Source organism: Bacteroidota bacterium, from assembly GCA_016720935.1.
GTDB lineage: Bacteria > Bacteroidota > Bacteroidia > AKYH767-A > 2013-40CM-41-45 > JADKJP01.
On record JADKJP010000004.1, the window covers coordinates 109,481 to 134,076 of the forward strand.

A 24,596-nucleotide genomic window follows, 5' to 3' on the forward strand; every position below is an offset into this window, starting at 1 on the left:
GCATTGAATTTCCATGCAATGGAAATAAAAAAAGGAAGTCCTCCCCTTTCGGGAAGGACTTCCTTTTATTTAAGTGGAGAATCGATTACTCAACCACGATGCGGAGGGTTTGTACGTTACCGCCTTCGTTTTCGAGAGACAGGAGGTACATTCCTTTAGCAACTTTGCTGAGATCAAGATCCTTCATGTTAACGCCTTCAACAGCACTAACCACATCACTGATCACTACATTACCGATCAGGTCAACCACTTTTACAGTGTATTTAGCCTTCACGTCAGCAGAGAAATTCAATGTGATCATACCGCTGGTTGGGTTCGGATAAGCGCTGAGTGCAGAAACTGCAGACAGTTCTTCCTGAGCCGTACGGCAACCAAGGTTAACAGCAACTATCTTCTGAGCCGGTTGACCAGCACCGCAAGCGTTGTTTCCATTTACTTTAATAGTAGCGGAAGATGACAATGCAGTGTTGAAGTTAACAGTAGCAGAAGTACCTGCAGGGATGATAGAAGCACCACCCGTTACAGACCAAGTGTAAGTTGCAGCACCGGAGATGGCAGCAATAGTGTACACCTGAGTTGAAGTTTTACAAACAGGAGATGGACCAGTGATTACACCGGATGCTGCAGGACGTGCAGTAACCGCGTAACAACGAGCTGCACCACTTCCACAAGCATTGCTTGCAGATACACAGATGTTACCAGTGTTGGTAAATCCGGCAGTGAAGTTAACAGTGATCGATGTTCCAGTCAATGGAGTAACCGCAGTTACACCAGCAGGAAGTGTCCACAAATATCCAGTTGCACCGGCAACGGCAGCAATTGAATATGTAACACCTGACTGACCACAAAGGTTGTTTGCAGGACCAGCGATACTTCCCGGTTGAGCAGGAGTTGATTTTATTGTGTATGTTCTTGTGAACGAACCGCAAGTGTTTGAAGTTGTTACAGAAAGTACACCTGTTGTCCAACCTGCGAGGAAGTCAACTGTACAAGAAGGACCGCTTGAAGTAGCGATAGTCGCGTTTCCAGTGATGCTCCAAACATAGCTTGTAGCTCCGTTAACCGGACCCATTGAATAAGCTACACCTGAAGTACCAGCACATACGAAGCTAGGACCAACCAATGCATTAGAGTGTGTTGGTACACCAGTCAGGTAAGTTGAACGTGCAGAACCATTACCTACGCAGTTTTGACCATATACAGAGATTGTACCTTGGCCCATACCTGCAGGTACGAATACCTGTACGCTGTTTGTACCCTGACCACTTACGATAGAAACACCTGTTCCGCCTACTGTCCAAACATAGTTTGTAGCATTAGCAATCGGAAGAACTGAGAATGTGTAAGTAGCAGGTCCACAAGATGGGAATGTTCCTGAAATAACGCTTGGTAAGCCTGGTTTAACAGTCAATACCGGAACGTTGATACAAGCTGCAAGACCATTACCACAAGCATTCACAGGAGTTACACAAATAAATCCACCTACATAAGCTGCTCCACCGAAAGCAACGGTGATGCTGTTTGTTGTAGAAGAACCGGTCACACCAGCAGGCAATGACCATACATAAGATGTAGCACCTGCAACTGGAGCGATTGAGTAAACAATACCGGTTGTGTTACGGCAAGCACCTGCAGGACCAGAAATCGGACCAGCATTAGCAGGACCAGAACCAACTCCGCCAACAAGGACAGAAGCAGAACCGGTACAACCGTTAGCATCAGTAATAGTTACAGTGTATGTTCCACCAGCAAGGTTAGTTGCAGTAACAGTTGTTTGTCCGCCCGGAGCCCATACATATGTATAGCCAGGAGTACCGCCTGTAGCAACTACAGTTGCAGTTCCATCATTGAATCCGCAGTTAGCTGCAGTAGATGAAGTAGAACCTTCAACTTTTGTAGGCTCAGTCAGAGTAACTGTTGTAGAAGAAGAACAACCGTTAGCGTCAGTCACAGTGTAAACAACTGTACCTGCAGCCTGGTTAAATGTACCTGTTCCAACATATGGAAGAGTACCACCGGTAGCGCTGATCACAACAGAAGCTGTTCCACCGAAACATACAATTGTACCTGCTGATGCAGATGCAGTCGGAGTTCCAATAGTCAGAACAAGGATCTCAGTGTGACATCCTGTTACTACAGTGTATGTTCCACCAACTGTGTAAGTCTGACCGTTAACTGACCATGTGTAAGAATCACATGCACCAGCTGTAGTTGTATTAGTTGTAGATGGAGTAACTGTCAGAACAAGGATCTCAGTGTGACATCCTGTTACTACAGTGTAAGTTCCACTTGCAGTGTAAGTCTGACCGTTTACAGACCATGTGTAAGAATCACAAACTGATTCAGTAGTTGTGTTGCTTGTAGATGGAGTGATAGTCAATACAAGAATCTCAGTGTGACATCCTGTTACTACAGTGTAAGTTCCACTTGCAGTGTAAGTCTGACCATTTACTGACCATGTGTAAGAATCACAAGCTGACTGTGTAGTTGTGTTGCTTGTAGTTGGAGTGATTGTCAGAACAAGGATTTCAGTGTGACATCCTGTTACTACAGTGTAAGTTCCACTTGCAGTGTAAGTCTGACCGTTAACAGCCCATGTGTAAGAATCACAAGCTGACTCAGTTGTTGTGTTGCTTGTAGATGGAGTGATAGTCAATACAAGGATTTCAGTGTGACATCCTGTTACTACAGTGTAAGTTCCACTTGCAGTGTAAGTCTGACCATTTACTGACCATGTGTAAGAATCACAAGCTGAAGTTGTAGTTGTGTTGCTTGTAGATGGAGTGATTGTCAATACAAGGATCTCAGTGCTACATCCTGTTACAGAAGTATAAGTTCCGCTTTCAGTGTAAGTCTGACCATTTTGTGCCCATGTGTAAGTATCACAAGCAGAGATGGTAGTGGTGTTAGTACCACTTGTATTGATAGTCAACACAAGGATTTCAGTGTGACATCCTGTTACTGAAGTGTAAGTTCCACTTGCAGTGTAAGTCTGACCGTTTACTGACCATGTGTATGTATCACAAGAAGAAGCAAATGTTGTATTGCTTGTGCTTGGAGTGATTGTCAGAACAAGGATTTCAGTGTGACATCCTGTTACTACAGTGTAAGTTCCACTTGCAGTGTAAGTCTGACCATTTACTGACCATGTGTAAGTATCACAAGCTGATGTTGTAGTTGTGTTGCTTGTAGATGGAGTGATTGTCAGAACAAGGATTTCAGTGTGACATCCTGTTACTGAAGTGTAAGTTCCACTTGCAGTGTAAGTCTGACCGTTAACAGCCCATGTGTAAGAATCACAAGCTGACTCAGTTGTTGTGTTGCTTGTAGATGGAGTGATTGTCAGAACAAGGATTTCAGTGTGACATCCTGATACTGAAGTGTAGGTACCACTTGCAGTGTAAGTCTGACCGTTTACTGACCATGTGTAAGTATCACAAGCTGACTCAGTAGTTGTGTTGCTTGTAGATGGAGTGATAGTCAGATTAATGATATCAGTATGACATCCAACTGTGTTGGAGTACACACCACTAACAGTGTAAGTCTGACCATTGAGAGTCCATGTGTAAGAATCACAAGCATTCACATTAGCGAAGTTAGTTGTACTTGAAGTTATAGTCAATACAAGGATCTCAGTGTGACATCCTGTTACTACAGTGTAAGTTCCACTTGCAGTGTAAGTCTGACCATTTACTGACCATGTGTAAGTATCACAAGCCGAAGCTGTAGTTGTGTTGCTTGTAGATGGAGTGATAGTCAATACAAGGATTTCAGTGTGACATCCTGTTACTGAAGTGTAAGTTCCACTTGCAGTGTAAGTCTGACCATTTACTGACCATGTGTAAGTATCACAAGCTGATGCTGTAGTTGTGTTGCTTGTAGATGGAGTGATAGTCAATACAAGGATTTCAGTGTGACATCCTGTTACTACAGTGTAAGTTCCACTTGCAGTGTAAGTCTGACCGTTAACAGCCCATGTGTAAGTATCACAAGCTGACTCAGTAGTTGTGTTGCTTGTAGATGGAGTGATAGTCAATACAAGGATTTCAGTGTGACATCCTGTTACTGAAGTGTAAGTTCCACTTGCAGTGTAAGTCTGACCATTTACTGACCATGTGTAAGTATCACAAGCTGAAGCTGTAGTTGTGTTGCTTGTAGATGGAGTGATAGTCAATACAAGGATTTCAGTGTGACATCCTGTTACTGAAGTGTAAGTTCCACTTGCAGTGTAAGTCTGACCATTTACTGACCATGTGTAAGTATCACAAGCTGACTCAGTAGTTGTGTTGCTTGTAGATGGAGTGATAGTCAATACAAGGATCTCAGTGTGACATCCGTTTACATCAGTGTAAGTACCACTTGCAGTGTAAGTCTGTCCGTTTACTGACCATGTGTAAGTATCACAAGCTGATGTTGTAGTTGTGTTGCTTGTAGATGGAGTGATAGTAAGAACAAGGGTCTCAGTGTGACATCCTGTTACTGAAGTGTAAGTACCACTTGCAGTGTACGTCTGACCATTATCAGCCCATGTGTAAGTATCACAAGCTGAAACTGTAGTCGTGTGAGTAGTGCTTGGAGTAACTGTCAGAACAAGGATCTCAGTGTGACATCCTGTTACTGAAGTGTAAGTTCCACTTGCAGTGTAAGTCTGACCATTTACTGACCATGTGTAAGTATCACAAGCTGAAATTGTAGTTGTGTTGCTTGTAGATGGAGTGATGGTAAGAACAAGGATCTCAGTGTGACATCCGTTTACATCAGTGTAAGTACCACTTGCAGTATAAGTCTGACCATTTACTGACCATGTGTAAGTATCACAAGCTGATGTTGTAGTTGTGTTGCTTGTAGATGGAGTGATAGTAAGAACAAGGGTCTCAGTGTGACATCCTGTTACTGAAGTGTAAGTACCACTTGCAGTGTACGTCTGACCATTATCAGCCCATGTGTAAGTATCACAAGCTGAAACTGTAGTCGTGTGAGTAGTGCTTGGAGTAACTGTCAGAACAAGGATCTCAGTGTGACATCCTGTTACTACAGTGTAAGTACCACTTGCAGTGTAAGTCTGACCATTTACTGACCATGTGTAAGAATCACAAGCTGACTCAGTAGTTGTGTTGCTTGTAGATGGAGTGATTGTCAGAACAAGGATTTCAGTATTACATCCGTTTACATCAGTGTAAGTACCACTTGCTGTGTACGTCTGACCATTTACTGACCATGTGTAAGTATCACAAGCTGAAATTGTAGTTGTGTTGCTTGTAGATGGAGTGATAGTCAATACAAGGATTTCAGTGTGACATCCTGTTACTGAAGTATAAGTTCCACTTGCAGTGTAAGTCTGACCATTTACTGACCAGGTATAAGTATCACAAGCTGTCAATGTAGTTGTGTGGGTAGTACTTGGATTGATTGTCAGAACAAGGATTTCAGTGTGACATCCTGTTACTGAAGTGTAAGTTCCACTTGCAGTGTAAGTCTGACCATTTACTGACCATGTGTAAGTATCACAAGCTGAAGCTGTAGTTGTGTTGCTTGTAGATGGAGTGATTGTCAGAACAAGGATTTCAGTGTGACATCCTGTTACTGAAGTGTAAGTTCCACTTGCAGTATAAGTCTGACCATTTACTGACCATGTGTAAGTATCACAAGCTGTCAATGTAGTTGTGTTGCTTGTAGTAGGAGCAATCGTCAGGTGAAGGATGTTAGTAACACAACCCTGAGCGAAAGTGTAATCACCACTTGCATTGTATGTCTGACCATTCAATGGCCATGTATACGAATCACAAGCTGATTCTGTGAATTCAACTGTAGAAGCAGTTCCTTCAGAACCAACAACAACCGGACCGGCTGAACCTGTACAACCACCTGTAGCAACATAAGTGATAGAATAGTTGCCTGGAGCAAGACTAGAGAATACATAAGGTGAAGAAGGAGCTGAAACAGCCGGACCACCATTCAGGCTAACCTGAACAGGATAAGTAACACCTGTAAAATTAACAGCTACACTACCATCTGAAGTGTTTGAACAAGTTGCATTGGTAGGAGTTAACGTTGCAGAAGTTGTACAACCAAACGGATTTGTCAGTGTTAATGGACAAGCTGTGGCAAAAACGTTACGATCTGTACCTGCAGAACCTGCAGTTGCTAAAATTACACTGGGAGATGAAATTGAGTTACTCGAGAAGTAAGTCGTATTAACACCTGCAGCTGTGGGTGCGGTGTTAGTACTTGATCCATTTGGAAAACCTGCCGAAGCTTTGAAGCCAATCCGGCAAAAACGCCATTTGTTTGTCTGCGCCATTAAAGGAGCTGTTGATCCATTCCAAAAAGAAGCAAAAGTTGCCACAGAAATCAACTGATTTCCGACACCTGCCGCGATTGGAGTCGCAGGAGTTACAGTCATGGTCAATGCACCAAGAATAGGATCTGCATAACCTGGCACAATGGCAGCAGTCATGGTACCTGCCACCGGAATGATGGCTTTGGCTACATTAAAACGCACGTTTGCGCTTTTAAAAAGAAGGTCGATGGTTCCGGTATTCTGGATGTACACATCTACGTAGAATGAGTCAGCGCTCACCTGCGTACAGTTTTCTACGGTCATCGTCGTGATTCGCTCCGCGAACGAACTGACCGAGAATCCTAAGGATAAAACTATGGCCAGAAGCCACGTTTTTAACCACATAGTTTGGGTTGTTTTCATGTTGATTTAGTTATGGATTAATTGTTTGTTTATTTCGATTTGGTAAAAAGGTCCTCCCCCTTTTTTCAAAGGAGGAGGATTCTTTTTATTAGATCATGGATAGAGATAGAATACACCTAACAGGTTGTTGTTATCGGTAATACTAACATCATCTCCCCCTACAAATCCGTCACCATTGATATCAGTATTTAAATATTCAAACAGGAGTCCTGCAAGGTTGTCGTTATCTACATTACTTACATCATCTCCACCGACGAAACCATCCTGAGTCTGGTCACCGGCAAAGAATGCCCAAACGCCTGGCTCAACTTCTACCATCATTGGACCACCATAACCACCCAATTCATCAACCTGAGAAGATGCAGTAGTGAAGTCATAGGAAGTGGAAGTACCCATCAATACAAGACCCGCGCTGCGTGTTTGTATGTGACAACGGTGTTTAACCAGGATGTAGTAAGAATTGCCATTGACAGCAGAAGGGAAGGATACAGATCCATCACCGTTGATGTCAAGCATCATTGAATCAGAGTAAGCAAAAGTATTGCTTGCATCATACAATTCAACCATCACAAGATCAGCTTCAGTACCAGTAGGAGTACCCATGTTTCCGTTACCTAAATCAGAACGGAATTGATTAGTCCAAGCCGGTCTCATAGTTGATGTACTTGCATCATAATAACCTTCAAGATAAGCTTTCAGAGTCAGTGTAGATGCGCAAATCACCTTGATTGTGAATACCGGGCTTACACCCACACAACCTGTAGAACCGTCAGTAAGTGTCAATGAACCAGTTGTAGCTCCGACAGGAACAGTCACAGTGATTGTGAAGTCATCAACAATCGTAAAGGTAGTTGCAGGTGTTCCGTTGAAGCTGATAGCTGTTACATTGAGCAATCCTGAACCACTGAGTGTAATTACATCTCCGATACAAGCAGAATCTGCAGGCAGGAAGGTGAATACATCCGGTGTAGGATTAACAGTTACAACAAGGTGATTTGATTCAGAAGTACAACCCAATGAGTCGTAAGTCACGAAGAAGTCATACACTCCAGGAGGAGAGAAGGTATTCGTGATCGAAGCAGTAGTCTGACTTGTAGGTGACCATGACAAGCTACCAATCACCGGATCAATATCCGAAGTCATGGTAATAATAGTTCCATTACAAACAGTCAATGCTGTAGAAGCAGTAATTACCGGAGCAGGAGGTGCAACACCTGCTGTGAATGTCTGCTCGTTATGAGTCAAACAACCATTCAGGTCGGTAGCTACAACAGAGTAGGTTCCCGGTGCTGAAATAGTAATCATCTGAGTTGTCTCAGTTGTACTCCACAACCATGAAGTGTACTGAGGAGCACCATCAGCTGTAAGGTCACGTGTACCTGTACAGATTGTCGCGCCACCACCTGCAACGTTGATCAGAGGCTGGATAGTGTCATGACGTAACACATTCACAGATACCGGAGCAGAAGGACAGTATGCATCACTTGCGATAAGTGTTACCAACTGTGTAGTGCTTACAGTAATTGTTTGTGTAGTTTCAGATGTACTCCAGTTGTTCGGATAAGTATTGTTTGAAGAAGTCAAATTAACACTTCCACCCGGACAGAAAGACAACGGACCGCTAGGAGTGATAGTAGGTGTCGGAGCCTGATCGTGTACAATCAATGTGATTGTATCCTGGGCAGAACATCCACTCGCGTTCGTAGCAGTAAGAGTATAAAGAGTCACAGCAGTCAATCCTGTTACTGTCGGATCAGCGATCGCGCCATTGTCAAGATTTCCTGATGGAGTCCATGCAAATGTGATACCTGTGTTGTTACAAGTTACAGCAGCCGGAGTAAGTTCGAATGCATCACCTGCAGCAACCTCCCATGTTCCACCGTTACGTCCGGTTACAACTGCAGAAGCTGTCGCGCCTGCATTTTGCATACCCTGAACGCGTACGTTGGTAGCTGTAGAGTTGGTAACGTTTGTAGTGTGGATCTCAACTTTGTTGGAAGTCTCAGACAAGATCACCTGTGTGGTGATAATTGAACCTGCAACTCCAAGATAGAATTGTCCATTTACGAAGTTCACAACAAGCTTACGGCTTGGTGCGCTACCTTCCATCCAGTATTCAATCTTGCTGGTTGCACCGGCAGTACGCCAGTCAAGGTCACCATAACAAGCAGCAATACAAGGATTAGCAGCAGCTGTAGATGGGAAGGTATTACCATAACCTGTGTAAGTAGACGGTGTTCCGCCCATGTAAACGAATCCATTAGTGGATACTGCAAACTGGGAATAAGAAACACCATAGAAGTTGAAGCTAAAGCCAATTGGCAGAGCAGCCCAACCACCATCATCCAGAGTACCGGAAGTCATCGTTGTTACCGCGGCGTTGTTAGCTGCCAGTGTAGTTACACCTGAACCAGGAGTAGCGTGAGCAGCGAACGGAATTGAAGCCACGTTGTATGTGTTGAACACAGGGTTCGCACAAGCATGAAGTACAGTATTGAAAGGACTACATCCTTCAGTTGTATCAGCTGTAGCATTCACCGCGATCGGAGTTCCAACCGTGATTGAAGCAGTAGCCGTTGAAGTACAACCGTTAGTACCTGTAGCGGTAACAGTGTAAGTAGAAGCAACAGAAGGTGTCGCGTTTACGTTAGCACCTGTTGTTACGTTCAATCCTGCGGCAGGAGACCATGCGAAAGTTGCACTTGGATCACCTGAAGAAGCGGCAAGCGCTACCGGTGTTGGAGCACAATATAAACCTGTTGAAGGCGTAACTGAAGCGCCCGGAGCCGGATTCACAGTAATTGTGATCGGAGTTGCGCTGAGAACTGTAGCACAGTTGTCAGTTACAGTGAAGGTGTAAGTAGTAGTTGTAGTCGGACTAACAGTCAAAGCTGCAGTTGTTCCTACGCTAATTGTACCATCAGACCAGTCATAAGTGTAAGGCTGACCACCACCTGTCGCAACACCTGTCAAAGTAGATGAAATACCCTGACAAATAGTAGTTACGGAAGCGGAAGCGGAAACCACCAGCGGATCAACATTCACGGTTACTGTAGCAGTTGAAGTACATCCGTAGATGTCAGAAGCTGTAACAGTATAAGTAGAAGTTGCTGCAACTGTAGCGATTGGATTCTGAATTGCAGGATTGTTCAAACCTGCAGCCGGAGACCAGCTGTAAGTGAAGGAACCTGAAACAGGAGTTCCGATAGTTACAACATAATCTTCTGTTGAACCTGAACCCATACCAACAAGACAAGCAGTTGTTGCATCGTTTTGGTTACCATTCAGACGTGAACGAACACGCATTCCGGTTTGACCAATAGAAGCTCCAAGTGGAACGTTGATAGTAACTGTGCCGGTTGTAGCAGAAGTGTATGGTTGTACCCACTCACTTGCATCGTATACACCATTGCGGTCGTAATCGATAAATACAGACACAATTGCTGTTCCTCCTGTGGTTACCGTCAATGGATAACTGGATCCAGGTGTCAGTGTTGTTGTCTCTGAACCGGTTGGAGTATTGAAATGATAGAACGGACTTACGCAAGCCGGTGGTGTACTGTTAAGTGTATTCAGAGTAACGTTAGTTACACATGAACTTCCTTGGTTAGTCACCGCGCAATAAGTCGGAGCTGTTGGTGGCGGATAAGTTGCCACAGCATTCAGCTGGCTTGTTCCACCTGCACAAATAAAGGCAGGAGTAGCAGTAGCAGTTGTTGTTGATCCCGGAGGAATTACAACTGTTACAGTTGCTGTATTTGTACAACCTGAACCATTGGTTCCGGTTACAGTGTAAGTAGTAGTAACAGAAGGAGTAACAACCAGCGTTGTGCCACTTGCAGGGATCTGGTAACTGATTACCAGAGTTGCAGCAGTAGCACCCAATGGGAATGTAGCTTCATCTGTACCTGTGTTATCATCCGCGACATCCCAATAAAGGAGATCTACAGTACCACCGGCAGTATTTACACCACCAACATAAGTCTGTACGTAGTTGAATACACCGGCAGCAGACGGAGCTCCGATACCACCTGTAGCGGCAGCAGTTACAGCACCTGAGAATCCAAGATTCACATCGGAACCGAAGGAAGCACCAAGAGCATTGATACCGTTATAAGTAAGTGTAGAAGATGTAACAACAGCTCCTGCAGGCAGGGCAGCCATAGTCGCACTTGCTACAATGTTACCAGGTCCGAAGTTTACTTCGGTCGGCTGAGCAGCTACGTTAAACGTAATTGTTTGTGTCAGGATAGTAGGATCCAAAATGCCATTCCAGCTATAAGTAGTAGCTCCTGAAGCAGTCAGAGTTACCGGTCCTGGAGTACAGATTCCGGCAGCACTTGAAGTCAGGCCAACACTTGGAGATGGCAATACAGAAACTGCTACTGTTGCAGTTGAAACATTCAAACATGCATCAGTAACTGTAACAGTATATGTAGCCGAAGATGTCGGATTCACAGTAAGCGGATTTGTTGTACCGATACTGCCTACTCCATCAGACCAGTCGTATGTGTAAGGAGCACCACCACCTGTTACAGTTGCTGTAAGGGTTGAAGGATTTCCTGCACAAACTGTAGCAGCAGAAGCAGCTGCAGAAACAGCAAGCGGAGCAACAGTTACAGTTACAGTCGCGGATGTAGTACATCCGGTTGAATTGGTCATTGTAACTGTGTAAGTAGTTGTTCCAAGGATATTGGAAGCAACAGGATTCGCAATTGCAGGGTTGCTAAGGTCAGCAGCTGGTGACCAGCTGTATCCTGTAAGTGTTGCAGTGAAGCATTGTGTGAATGCATACGCAACCGGAGTACTAACTGTCCAACCCAAAGAGTTGAATCCTGTCGGAATCGCATTATCAGTTCCTGCCGCATTTCTCAGACCCATTGTTTTCACACGAGTAGAAGTAGCGGAAGTAATATGAATTTCAATACGTCCATTTTCGAAGATCTGAATCTGACCTGAGTGTGTACCACCACCTGAGAATTCAGGCATAGCGTTATAATCCACAACAAAGATCTGGTTCGGGCTCACCCCTACAGTACCATAAGAAATCTGGCCTGCAGTTGGCAACATATCCGCAGCGAAGATGTTGATACCATTCAATACACCGGCTGAAAGGATAGAACCACCGTTCGGTGTACCGAAGTAGATATATCCGTTTGTTCCGATATTGATGGAAGACTGAACTGTTCCAAAGAAGTTCAAACTAAACGGTAATGCAAGACCGGTAATCAGGTCATCATCATCACCACCGAGCAAAGCGGTAAAGCCTGTAGTCGGTTGCAGACCATAAGTTGCACTTGCGATCGAATAGTAAGTAGAACAGCTTGGCAATGTAGCGGTAGCATTCAACTGGGTTGTTCCGGGAGCACAAACGGCATCCGGACTGGCAGTTGCAGCAGCGCTCAGGAAGCTGACACCTACAGTAACTGTAGTTGTCGCAGTTGTTGTACAACCTGTAGCAGTGGATGTTCCCGTAACAGTGTAAACAGTAGTCACACTTGGAGTGGAAACTACTGAAGCGCCTGTTGTAACGTTCAATCCAGTTGCAGGAGACCATACATATGTATCCGCACCTGATACACCCAGTGTACTGGAAACAATCGGAGCACAAAGGCTAGGATTGGAATTCGTCACTGAAATTGTTGGAGGAGCATTTACTGTAAGAGATACAGTAGATGTTTGAGTAGCACCACAGAAATCAGAAACAGTAACTGTATATACAGTTGTTCCGGTCATCGCAACGATTGAAAGCGGGTTAGTAGTTCCGATAGAACCAACGCCATCACTCCAGTCGTATGTATATGGAGCACCACCGCCTGTTACCGTAGCAACCAGGGAAGCGGAAGAACCATCACAAGCAGGTGAAGGACTTGCAGAAGCTGCAACAACCAGCGGATCAACTGTTACAGATGCAGTAGCCGTAGCCGTACATCCTGTAGAGTTGGTCATGGTCACTGTATAAACTGTGTTTGCAAGCATTGGACTAGCAACCGGATTAGCAATTGCCGGGTTGTCAAGGTTGGCGGAAGGTGACCAGCTATAACCTGTGATCGTCGCGCTGAAACACTGTGTAAAGGCAGCGGCAGCAGGAACGGCAGTTGTCCATGCAGCGTTGTTCAGACCTGTTACAGATGTAGCATCTGTACCGGTTGTGTTTTCAACACCGAATGTTTTCAGGTTGGTAGCAGATACCGCAGTCACGTGGATTTCGATACGGTTACTTCCTTCATACAAATGGATCTGTCCGGAAATTGTACCTGAACCGTTCAAAGCAGGAACCGCGTTGTAATCAACAACGAAGATCTGGTTTGGTGAAGTACCTACAGTTCCGTAAGTGATCTGTCCTGCACCGGCAGAAAGGTCACACCAGGATAGAGCAACAACACCGTTCGGAGCTGTTACATCCGGAATTGTCTGTGCAGTATAAGCACTCGCTGTTGCACCACCAAGAATTACATAACCGTTGGTTACGATATCAATCTGGTTGGAAGATGTGCCATAGAAATTAAACGAGAACGGCATCGTCACCAATAAATTCGCATCGTCACCGGAAGGTCCTGAAGCGAAACCTGCAGTTGGCAAAAGACCATAGGTAGTCGTAGCTACACTGTAATAATTTGAACAAAGTGGAAGTGTACCGGAAGCTAACAAGTTAGATGATCCACCGACACATACTGTCGCAGGAGTAGCCGTAGCCGTAGCGGTAACGAAATCCACACCTTTTGTAACAGTAGTCGTTGCAGTAGAAGTACAACCTGTAGCTGTAGTAGTTCCGGTTACAGTATAAACTGTTGTAACTGTTGGAGTAGCGATAACCGCTGTTCCTGTTGTTACATTCAGACCTGTAGCAGGTGACCATGCGTAAGTGTCAGCAGTTCCGCTGGCAGTCAGGTTACTTGAAGTAATCGGGCTACACAGATTCGGAGCACTGTTGCTTACTGAAACAGATGGTACTGGATTTACAGTTACACTTACTGTAGCACTAACTGTAGACAAACATGCATCTGTTACAGTTACAGTATAAGTACCTGATGCAGAAGGAAGAATTGACAATGGGTTTGTAGTACCGATTGAACCAACTCCATCTGACCAGTCATATGTATAAGGAGCACCACCACCTGAAGGTGAAGCACTCAGGCTGGTTGAAGAACCGGCACAAATTGAACCTGGAGTCGCTGCAGCTGTTACGAGCAATGGATCTCCAACATTTACAGTAACAGTTCCTGAAGCAGTACAACCGAGAGCTTCAGTTACAGTAACAGTATAGGTAGTTGTAGCAGTCATCAAACTCGCTGTTGGAGTCTGAATCGCTGTGTTATTCAGGAATGTACTTGGAGACCATGCATAACCTGTAATCGTTCCGTTGTTCGGATTGATGTAACCAGCATCAAAGTAACCGATGGTTTGAGTATGAGAACTGGCGGTTGTCCAGTCAGCACCTGTATTGCTATCAGTTGTAGCAGTGCGGGAGGAACCGGCATTTCCGCTGAGCGCAGAAGCGGAACCAGACCAGTCAGCACCGGTAACACCTGTACCAGCTGCAAACGTAGCGCCGTTTGTTGCAACAGCATCCACAACGGTGGCACCGTTTTTCAGAACAAAACAAGCCAATCCGCCGGAAGAATAGAAGTTGGAAGTTCCACCGGTATTGTAATAGCGACTAGCCGGAATATCCGTTCCTGCACCAAGATGTAAAACAAGGACGGAGTTTGAAGGAATAATTGTTCCTGGACCGAATGTATAAGAGTGGTTGGCTGTCGTAGAAGCACTGCTGTAATCAGCATATGTCCAACCGCTGATATCTGCAGCAACAATGGATGTATTGGTAATTTCCGCAAAATCCAATGCTCCGGTAGAAGTGATGAATCCCGGATACGGACTTGTCAGCCCTGTTCCCTGGTCATAAAGAGTCACTTCTGTGATACGAACAAAAGGAAGCGCTGCAGTTGCAGTCACATTCAAATTCGAAGTTCCATTGTTACAAACCGTGGAAGGCGTTGCAGTTGGAGTAACCGTCTGAATCTGGATTCCTTTAGTAATAGTAGTAGTTGCAGTGGTTGTACAACCATTTGCAGTGGTAGTTCCTGTTACTGTATAAACAGTAGTTGCTGCCGGGCTTGCATTCACCGATGTTCCGGTAGTTGCGTTGAGTCCGGCTGCAGGTGACCATGCATAGGTATCAGCTGTTCCGCTAGCAGTTACCGGAATCGCTGTTCCGCAATATGTCGCGGAAGTCGGTGAAACCGATACTGAAGGACTTGGATTAACCGTTACAGTTACAGTTGCTGAGGTAGTCGACAAACAGTTGTCGGTAACAGTAACTGTAAAGGTGGTTGTACCGCTTGGGAATACTGTAAGCGGAGAAGTTGTTCCGATTGAACTAACTCCGTCGCTCCAGTCATATGTATATGGAGCACCTCCACCTGTAACCCCTGCATCGAGGGATGTGGATTGTCCACTACAAATTGTAGCTGGAGTAGCGGTCGGAGTTGAAACGAGAGCAGCACCTACTGTTACTGAAGTTGTAGCTGAAAGAGAGCAACCGTTGCTCGCAGTAGCAGTAACTGTATAAGTAGTTGAAGCAGTCATTGCGATCGCATTCGGGTTATTGATAGCGGTATTGTTCAGGAACGTTGCAGGACTCCAGGAATAACTGGAAACCGCGATAACGTTTGGAGTGAACACCTGCATATCGTTGGTAGCACCCCAAGCTACGTTATTACGACCGGCAACAGGATAACCTACTGAACCAGTAGCATTTTCAATACCCTGAGTGGACGCAATTGCTGTGAGGTTATGTTGAGTTGTGATCAGACGAACAATGTTGGTAGTTTCTTCAAGGACAACTTGTCCATTGATCAACTCACCAACAGAACCGTCACCACGACCAGTTACGTTGAAACAAACCACAAGTTTGCGGTTCGGAGCAACTCCGGTCACACCATAAGTGATGTTTCCGGCAGATGCGTTCCAGTCGTCCCAACAAAGAGCAATGATGTTATTTGGCACAGCTGCATTTGGCATAGCCACATCAGTCCAGGCAGTGCTGTATGCCGGATTGTTTGCAGTACCAGAACCATCACCCAACTGGACATTACCGTTGGTGCTGATAGTGAATTGTGTATAGTTGACTCCAAAATAGTTAAAGCTGAAGCCAATTGCAGTAGCAGCCATAGTAGCATCATCACCAGACGGACCGGCATTCGCTCCACATGTTTCCAATGCATAAGTACCTGTTGTTTGAGTGTAAGTACCCAATGCAGGTGTGGTTGCAGTAGCCAGCAAAGCTGAGTTAGAACCATTACAAATGGTACTTGGCGTAGCAGTTGCCGTTAATGAAGTCAGGTTAAGTGAATAAGTGATAGAAGCTGTCGCAGTAGCTGTACAAGTATTCGCGTCTGTTCCGGTAACTGTATAAACAGTATTTGCGGAAGGATTCGCATTCACAGTAGTTCCTGTAGTAGCATTCAATCCTGTTGCAGGAGACCATGCATATGTCAAACCACCACTGGCTGTAAGTGCAAGAGCAGGAGCTCCGGCACAATACGTAGCTGTTGTCGGAGACACGGTAACAACGGCAGCAGGGTATACAATCAAATGAACCTCATTGGAAAGAACTGAATCCCCGGTGTAAGAACATTTGAATGAAGCAACAAAATAACGATCGCTGGTATAAGCAGGAGTCGTTACACTTGTACCATTTCCACCCGGAACCTGGGTTCCCAATGGAGCCCATGTGCCTGAAGTTGTAGATTCATACCACGTAATTGTAACGCCCAGTGTTAAGTTAGGATCGTTTACTGTCAATAAAGTAGTACCTGATCCGCAACGGAATGCAGGTGACAAACTTGCAGTTCCTGCAGTTGGAGCGCCGGAACAATTTGAAGGGCGGATGCCTTCGAATTCATCTGCACCGATATCAGGAGCTGTACCTGTACCAACATAACCACCGTTACCCTGACGTGTTGTTACATCATGGTCATCAGTAATCGTAATAGGAGTAGTAATGTTCACAGCACCGGATTCCATCAATGTTGCCACGCTTGGGTCAACGTGAATGAAATTGGCATTTGAACCTGTAGTACTCAGGTAAACCGGAGTCCAGTTGATAGAAGCATTGTCCCGTGTAGAAACAAGCGTCTGGTAACCGCTCCAGTTATAAGCTGTTGTTCCATCATAATAAATGGTAGAAGCAACAAAGTTGTTGTTATTGGATGCCGCTGCATATGTCGTTAAAGTAGTGGTTGAACGACGGTAAGCAACTGCAAGACCTGCTCCATTCGCTGTAGAATTGTTGTGGAACAGGTTGTTACGCAATGTGAGCGTAGGAGTTGTGCTTGCAGAAATCGCGCTGCTTCCGAAGAGAGCGCCGGAACTGGAAGCATTCAGATAAACAGAGTTGTAGAAAACACCTACAGTGGTACCACCCGTAATGTTCAGACCAATCACCGGGTTAGCGGCATTGGCAGCTGAAGCACGAAGGTCACCGACGATGTTGTTGTAAATGTTCGCATTTGTACCCGCAGAAAGGGTTATACCGGAAACAGAACCACCTGCCGCACTTGTTGACAGATCGTATACCTTATTCTTATATATAGCAGCTGATGTAGGTGCCGAAGAAGAAATACCTGTCACAACACTTGCTGCACCTGAAGAAGCCAGTGTGCCGATCGTGTTGGAATAAATGTTAGCATTTGGAGATGAGCAAGCAATACCAACAACAGTACCACCGGTACCGGTTGAAGTAAGGTTGGTCAGTGTATTGCTATAAATAGAAGTAACACCGTTCGTGGTGCTTCCAGCATAAGTAATACCTGTTACAGCACCCTGACCCGTGACATTAGTGATGGTGTTACCATTCACAATGTTACCGCTACCACCGGCTGTACCTCCGTAATTGAGGTTCATGATTGTGATAGCACTGGTACCACCTGTAATGTTAGAGAAGGTATTGTTTTGGAAGGTTTTATTATTCAAACTGGTACCTAAACCGTCTGTATTATTCCAACCAGTGATTCCTGTAGCACCTGTAACTGTAACATTCGAGAAATTGTTATTTCTGTGAAGGATTGTCACTGTTGCAGAAACTGTAGCAGAACCTGAAGTAAAGAACGTGACAGTACCACCCGCACCACCTTTATTAAAGCCGGTAACGATTGAGTTAGCCTGAATGGTTTGTGAACCACCTGCAGGAATAGTCACACTATTGGAAATAAACGTAACACTACCCGTTGAAGTAATATTCAGGTTCGTGAAAGTGTTATTATTAATAGTAGTATTCAGATCCGCGATAGCGCTACTGATTAATGTTGTTGTTCCGGAAGGAGAAGCCACATTATATCCGCAGTTCGCGAAATCATTCGCATTGATTGTAAGGTTGGTTGTCGCATTACCTGTTGTACCTTCTACAACAATACCCTGAAGAGTACCGGTAGCAACACCTGTGGTAACTGAAATGCTGTTATTATTAATTGTTACAGCATTTGTACCAGTCGGAGCAGCGGAATAAGCTGGCAAGTAAATCCCGCGCAAAGTTCCGGATGAGGTAAGCAATCCGGCTGTATTGGAGCTGGTAATGCTATTACGTGAAATATTGACATTTCGAACATTTCGTACGAGAATACCATTCACAGTACCGGAAACGTTCAGATAGCCTGAAAATGTTCCGGTGTTTCCGTAATTGCTAAGTGTATTTCCAGTACCGGCACTTGATCCGCCGATATCGATATAATCAGCCTGGTCAGCAGCAGCGGTAGGTCCTACGTAAGTAATACCGTTGTTGACATTGCTGATGTTGTTTGTGTAAATTCTAAGACTATCATTCGCACCTGTCACACCAGTAGCTGTAGCTGCAGTTGTTATTGCAGTCGGCGAGTGTGTAGAGTTTGAATAGATACCAAAAGTGTTCTGATACGTTCTGTTCAGGGAGATTGTGTTGCCCTGGATCGTATTGCTGCTTGCACCGTTGGTAGTGGTCGCATAAAGCAATGCCACACCCCACTCCGTCATGTTGTTGGTCGCTGCAGCAGTAGTTGTGTTCGCTGCATTTTCCTGCATGATGAAATTCTGGATGGTGACGAAATCCGCACCTACCAGTTTGATGATCGCATCGTTCAGCGCTCCGGCTGTCTGCGGTGTAAATGCAGTCAGTGTAAATCCGGCACCATCAATAACGATAGTGTTTGTTGCCGATCCCTGTGCGGTGATTGAAAAACCACCCGCAGGAGCGGTTTCACTTGCAGTTAACGTGATCGTGACCGGCGAGGTAATCGTCGCAGCGTTCAACGCAGTTACTGCTGCAGCCAGGCTCGGATACGTCGGAGCCAGACCAGAGCCACTGTTCGTATTGACTTGTGCCGACGAGACATTGATCATGCCTGCAAGAAGCAGACAGCTCAAGCCCAGCCAACGCAGCCAACGAACGAGTGTTCGTGTGTTGTAAACATTGTTTTCCATGTTGGTTTGATTTAAGTTAATGATTATTGTTGATTGTTAATTTTTATAGCGGCAGTGGATAAAAAAAAATGCATCCCCATAAAGAATATGGAAATGCATCTCACAGTGAGAGTCGTAGTACAATTATTACGCGATGTAAAGTTCACGCAAGTTTCTGTGTTAAGTTTTGTCAGGTATGCAGATTGCCTCGTTGATGAAAGGCTTGTAAAGATTAGTATTTCTTTTGATAAGTACAAGAACTTTTTTTAAACATTCTGTTAAATCCCCTAATCAAATAGCCCGTTCTGTACTTTTTATCATTCCATAATATTAGTCCATTTCTTGAAATTATGCAAGAAAAATGGGTCGATACTTTTTAACATTTTGGTGAATGGCTCATAATTCTCGGTGAATTCACCATTTATAATCAAAGTCAATATTGATTAATTTTCAATCTCCTTCATTTCTAAGGACATAAGCCAATCTTCGAATTCATGCAATTTTAAAGGTTTCCCGGTAAGAAGCTTTTACCAAATCTTTAGGGCTCTATTAAATCATTCCCCGTTTTGAACGAAACCGGGATTTATAATTCCGAAAAAAGAAGTGTAATCAATGCAGCATGTGCAGTATTTCAGAGCCTCAAAACGCCAGCCACTAACCACTAAGCACTAACCACTAAGCACTAACCACTAAGCACTAACCACTAAAAACTAAAAACTAAAAACCAACATTCCCTCCCACATTGATCGTAGTTTGCTTCCCTGCCATGTTTGGCATCGAATATACATCCCGCATTATGCCTTTGTGTTCGGAGGAAGATATACCCAAAAACAACCATGCATCATTCAGCACCTGATAGCGTGCAAGCAAAGACATCTCATTCATCTCCCAATATGTTCTGCTTAAAAATGGCAGTCCCAAACCATTCCCTACAGGGTCAGAAGAAACACCTGTGTAAGCGTATTCAAAACCTTTTGTGGCCATGGTATAAGAGGCTTGTACAAACAGTTTCGACACGGGTTTAAAACCTATACTTAAAAAAACTTCTTCCGCGTTGTCGCCTAAATAATGCCCCATGTTGTAACTGCTCGAAGCGAATGTTGCAGTTGAAATATAATGCCGGTAAGCCAGCGGATTTGTTCGCGTGTATTCCGCCGTAAGGAATAAATTCTGAAGTCCAAGATTACTCAGTCGTGCACCCGCTTTCATTGATAAAAAATTTGTGTGCTTGTCTTTATCAGTTGCCCGGCCCAATGCGATTTCATCAATGAACAAACTTGCGTACAAATGCACATTACGAATATTGCGTGAACTGATATTAAAAAACAACTGGGAATTTTGTCCAAGGAAATTACTTCCCGTTGAAGTCTGCGCGTGATCAACAGTCTTGTAAAAAAAGAAAGGAATCAGGTAAGCAGGTTGCACGTTCTGATCACTGTAAATGATCGAATTCCCTATGGAAAACTGGAACTTCTTTATGGGAGTAAAAGTGAACAGATTCGCCGCCATGTATTTCGGCCGATACGTTTTACGAAGCGATTGGCCGTTTACATAAAGTCGTGAACTATCGACCACATCCGAAACCAGCCAGCCATGAACATAATTGAAATCAAACCATCTCACAGGCTGAAGATGCAATTTCAGCATAGTGAAACTGGGCTGGTGCCCGGAAAGAATGTTCGAGCCATGGTAATTATCTCCCCATACAAGATGATCCTTGATCAATCCCAAACTCCCCCATGACCAGGAATAAGTCAAGCCTCCGCGCATTTCGTCAAAGTCCCCTCCCCCTTTTGTATCTACTTTGTAATTCGACGCGTCATTTTGGTTGAGGTACATGGGATCACTCATGCGTTTACTTTCATGGTTGTCACGCAGACTCGCGTAAAATCCAAAATGTTCACCTACATAAGCAAATGCCTCTGCTCCGTTCCAGCGATGATAGAACGAACCCGAATCGTTATTGTACACACTCATTCCAAGTATAGGATTCAAAGAAAAAGTAAAGAGCGTGTCTTTGTAATACAACAAATCCAAACGCTTTTTAAAATTCTTGTCCGCCTTCAATTCTTTGTTGTAATCTTTTAGATAAAAATCAAGGTCCTTGATTTGTCTTGGATTCAACTCCTCCCTTTTACCGGAAGCTTCTCCCAGCTTTTTCGCGATGAATATTCTTGAATAAGGCTTGATCGCTGAATTTACATTGATGACCCCGGCATTCGCCAGCTCATCAATAAAATCATATACATCCGCATTGCTGACATGCTGGTATACCTCCTGAGCCTTAACGGAACTCAGACCACAGCATGTTTGAATAAATAAATAAAGCAGGATACTAAAGCTGATTCCCCTTGTCTTGTACATACGTGAATATTGGCTTGTACAAGTATAATAAATTTAAAGCAATTTTGTTGTTCTGGATTGTATTTGGTAGTCTATACGGGGTAAATGTATGGATGGGATTGGTGTAGGGGGACGAGGGACGGGGGACGGGGCAAAAGGCAAAAGGCAAAAGGCAAAAATCTAAAATCCAAAATCTAAAATCTAAAATCTAAAATCTAAAATCTAAAATCCAAAATCCAAAATCTAAAATCCAATCACTTACTTCTCGCCTTCTTGATAAGTATATTGTAAAAAGCAGCGAAGAAATATTTGAAATCAGTGAAAAACGGATGTCGTTCGTAGGATGTAAGATACCTCATTTCCGACTCCTGAATTTCTTCGAGTGTCTTTGGAAGGTCTACATAGAATGGAGGGATTAATCCGGGTTTGTGTCCGGCACGTTTCTGTTTTAATTCTTCAGAATAAAGACTGAGATAATGCGCGCTCAAAGGTCTCACCCCGACAATTTTCAGATCACCTCTCAGGAGATTCCAGATCATCGGCAATTCATCAATCCAGTATTTTCTGAAGATTTTTCCCAGAGTAGATACACGGAAATCATCTTTCAGTTTACCTCCATCGGCCAGTTTATTCTTTTCATATACATACGCCTGGATGTATTCAGAATATGCATGCATGGTCCGCATCTTAAAAACATAAATCACCTTGCCATTCTTACCATGCCTGCGCATTTTAAAAATCGGACCGTAATGACGTTCATGATTGAACAAGGGTTTTTTCACCTTGCTGGCAACGAAGTACAGATTGCTTCCGATAAATTTCTTTTCTACGATTTCAAATCCGGCAGCATATAATCTACCGAGAGTTTCTGTGCGGGACATCACTTTATTCCGTCCACCGGTGAGCCAGAAATAAATCGAACGTGTTACAGGCAATTTCGGAAATACACGTTTGAGAATAAAATCAAGAACATAATAAATGCTGTTCAATACAGGTGGAAACTTTTTCATGATGCGCTGACGGCGCAAATATTTTGTTTCCACACAACCGACAAATTTTCCACCCATCGGCAGGTGCAGGTTTACTGAATAAAAGAAATGATTAATTTCCTTTATATCATTTACCCGTTTCAAATTGACAATCGTTTCGTAGGTCTTCGGCAACTGCAGAATGCTCTCCGATATGGATGTACGAAGGATGGTGCTGGCTGAAGCCGACAAATCACAATACTGGCTGATGAATGCCCGTACATCTTTTTGCATTCCACCGATCTTTTCCAGATGCGGTTTTGGAACGAATTTTCTTCTGACAGGCTTAGCGGGAGAATAATTTGAGGCAATGGCGCCTGACCCCGAATAGCTTGCCGCTCCCCGGAACCGGTACATCCATTTTGACCCGAAATTATTGCTCTTTTTCATCTTCACAGAATTAGCTGCTGTAGGTGCAAATTAACCCGACAGACCCCGAAAGGAAACTTAATTCAGTGAAATCTTTACAGAAACACGTGAAGACAGCCATTCTGATGGCGAATAGCGCCATCATCGCTGCAACCGGACAAATAAAACTAACCCCCTTATCTGAATCGCAGAATACAGATATAGTCCTGAAATGACTAAATAATTAAAGGGTTTGGAGTACTGTTAAATCCGTTTGTAATCGTGTTTACTGAAATGAAGCAATTAAGTTAAGTTCCCTTTTGTTGATAAAGTAAAGCTAAAAAAATAATTGACTTCTTCCAAGAAAATGGAATATAAACCCACGAATGCTTGATTTTACCGCAAAATCGAAACTGCGGTATCTATAATTTCATTCAATTTGCAGACAATGGATCAATTATCGAGGAAAATTTTCAAATAATATATAGTCTCGCTTTGCCGCAATTATGTTGAATCCAAATTTTATCCCATCGTGTTTTCACAACCAAAATACAGATGGGCTTCATCAAGTTTAAACATAAAATGAAATCATATGGTAACCTGACAATCCTATTGAAACTGCGCAGTATTTTTTATTTCCAGAATGAGTTTGCGATCCTTAGGATCACATTTTAAAATCCATGCAATGCATTTTGAAAAATCCGATTTCTCGGAGAGCATTTTCATTCTCCTTTTCTGCCATTCTTCACCGAGATTCGGTACACTCAGCAACTCCTCCAGTTTGGCATACAGTTTCTCTTCTTGTCCTGCCGGAATACCATATGTGAGTGAATATGCATGTTCAAGATCTTCCAGATAGCCAAGTTTTCCGACCCAATCATTATAGCGGATTGCAGGAGTTCCCAGGACAGCGGCTTCAGCGGTCATTGTCTGACTATCTCCCAAAAACAAATCCGTGTAAGCCATTGCATGATGGATATCACTGGCACGAATGGAAATACGATAAGGTTCGAATTGTTCCGGAAGAGGACGTTCGGAAGTGATGAATACTCTACCCTCTTTTTCCAGACGATGAATGAGTCGCAAGGCAACCGCATCTGTCATTCCCGAAATTCCTGTATCGTGGTATGCGCCCAATCCTGAAAATCGCAGAATGAATTTTCGTTTCCCTGGTTCTGAAAATAAAGGCACACGTGCAGGATCAGGTTTAAAATGATTGGGATGAAGATAAGCGAGTTCGTGGTAACTGGAATACCCGATTTTTTTTCGCTCCCATTTCCAGGCACTGCAACAATCCGGACACAAGAGATACGTGGCAGCAGGACCTGCGATGCGTGCATAGGAAGGTACATATTCCAGGTCGTCTTCAAAAAAGATAAACGAGGGAATTCCGAAAAGACGGCCGAGTACCGACAACTCCGCGGTACTACCCATGAGGCGACGCGGTTTGTATTTCCGGACAATGGACGACAAGGTCAGCGTACGACCGGCAACCGCGGCGGCAAGCGAAAGCATTCCGCTTCTTTTCTTCCCTTTGTCATCAATGTTGATGTAAGGAATCCCTTCCTCCTTCAGCAATTGCTCCAGCACATCTTTTGATTTAATACACACGACCACTTCCTCCGCTTTGAGAGATCGGATCGCGAATTTAAAGAGGTGAAAATGCGCCGGGTGACCAAGATAAAATAGCGCTTCGACTGCCATGAGGAATTTGAATTTCTGATTGTGCTCCGTTTTCC

General features: G+C 44.1%; 5 protein-coding genes. All 5 read right to left on the reverse strand.

Translation table 11 applies throughout. From position 1 onward, the window contains the following. Window positions 1-85: 85 nt before the first annotated feature. A complete protein-coding gene (locus tag IPP86_04625) occupies window positions 86-6,703 on the reverse strand; it encodes a T9SS type A sorting domain-containing protein (GenBank protein MBL0137801.1) in 6,618 nt (2,205 codons plus the stop codon). Window positions 6,704-6,796: 93 nt separating this feature from the next. After that, window positions 6,797-19,159, reverse strand: coding sequence for a lamin tail domain-containing protein (locus IPP86_04630; protein MBL0137802.1), 12,363 nt, complete (start codon window positions 19,157-19,159; stop codon window positions 6,797-6,799). A 696-nt stretch (window positions 19,160-19,855) separates the two neighbouring features. Continuing rightward, window positions 19,856-21,502, reverse strand: a complete 1,647-nt coding sequence (locus IPP86_04635; protein ID MBL0137803.1) for a hypothetical protein — start codon at window positions 21,500-21,502, stop codon at window positions 19,856-19,858. Between the two features lie 233 nt (window positions 21,503-21,735). Next, window positions 21,736-22,899, reverse strand: a complete 1,164-nt coding sequence (locus tag IPP86_04640) for a sugar transferase (GenBank protein MBL0137804.1) — start codon at window positions 22,897-22,899, stop codon at window positions 21,736-21,738. Between the two features lie 567 nt (window positions 22,900-23,466). Further along, window positions 23,467-24,561 (reverse strand): hypothetical protein, encoded by a 1,095-nt coding sequence (locus tag IPP86_04645; protein ID MBL0137805.1) that lies wholly within the window; start codon window positions 24,559-24,561, stop codon window positions 23,467-23,469. Window positions 24,562-24,596: the final 35 nt, after the last annotated feature.

Excerpts from the sequence above, each read along its gene's own strand:
- IPP86_04645 (MBL0137805.1), bottom strand. The coding sequence starts at position 24,561 with ATGGCAGTCGAAGCGCTATTTTATCTTGGTCACCCGGCGCATTTTCAC.
- IPP86_04630 (MBL0137802.1), bottom strand. The coding sequence starts at position 19,159 with ATGGAAAACAATGTTTACAACACACGAACACTCGTTCGTTGGCTGCGT.
- IPP86_04635 (MBL0137803.1), bottom strand. The coding sequence starts at position 21,502 with ATGTACAAGACAAGGGGAATCAGCTTTAGTATCCTGCTTTATTTATTT.
- IPP86_04625 (MBL0137801.1), bottom strand. The coding sequence starts at position 6,703 with ATGAAAACAACCCAAACTATGTGGTTAAAAACGTGGCTTCTGGCCATA.
- IPP86_04640 (MBL0137804.1), bottom strand. The coding sequence starts at position 22,899 with ATGAAAAAGAGCAATAATTTCGGGTCAAAATGGATGTACCGGTTCCGG.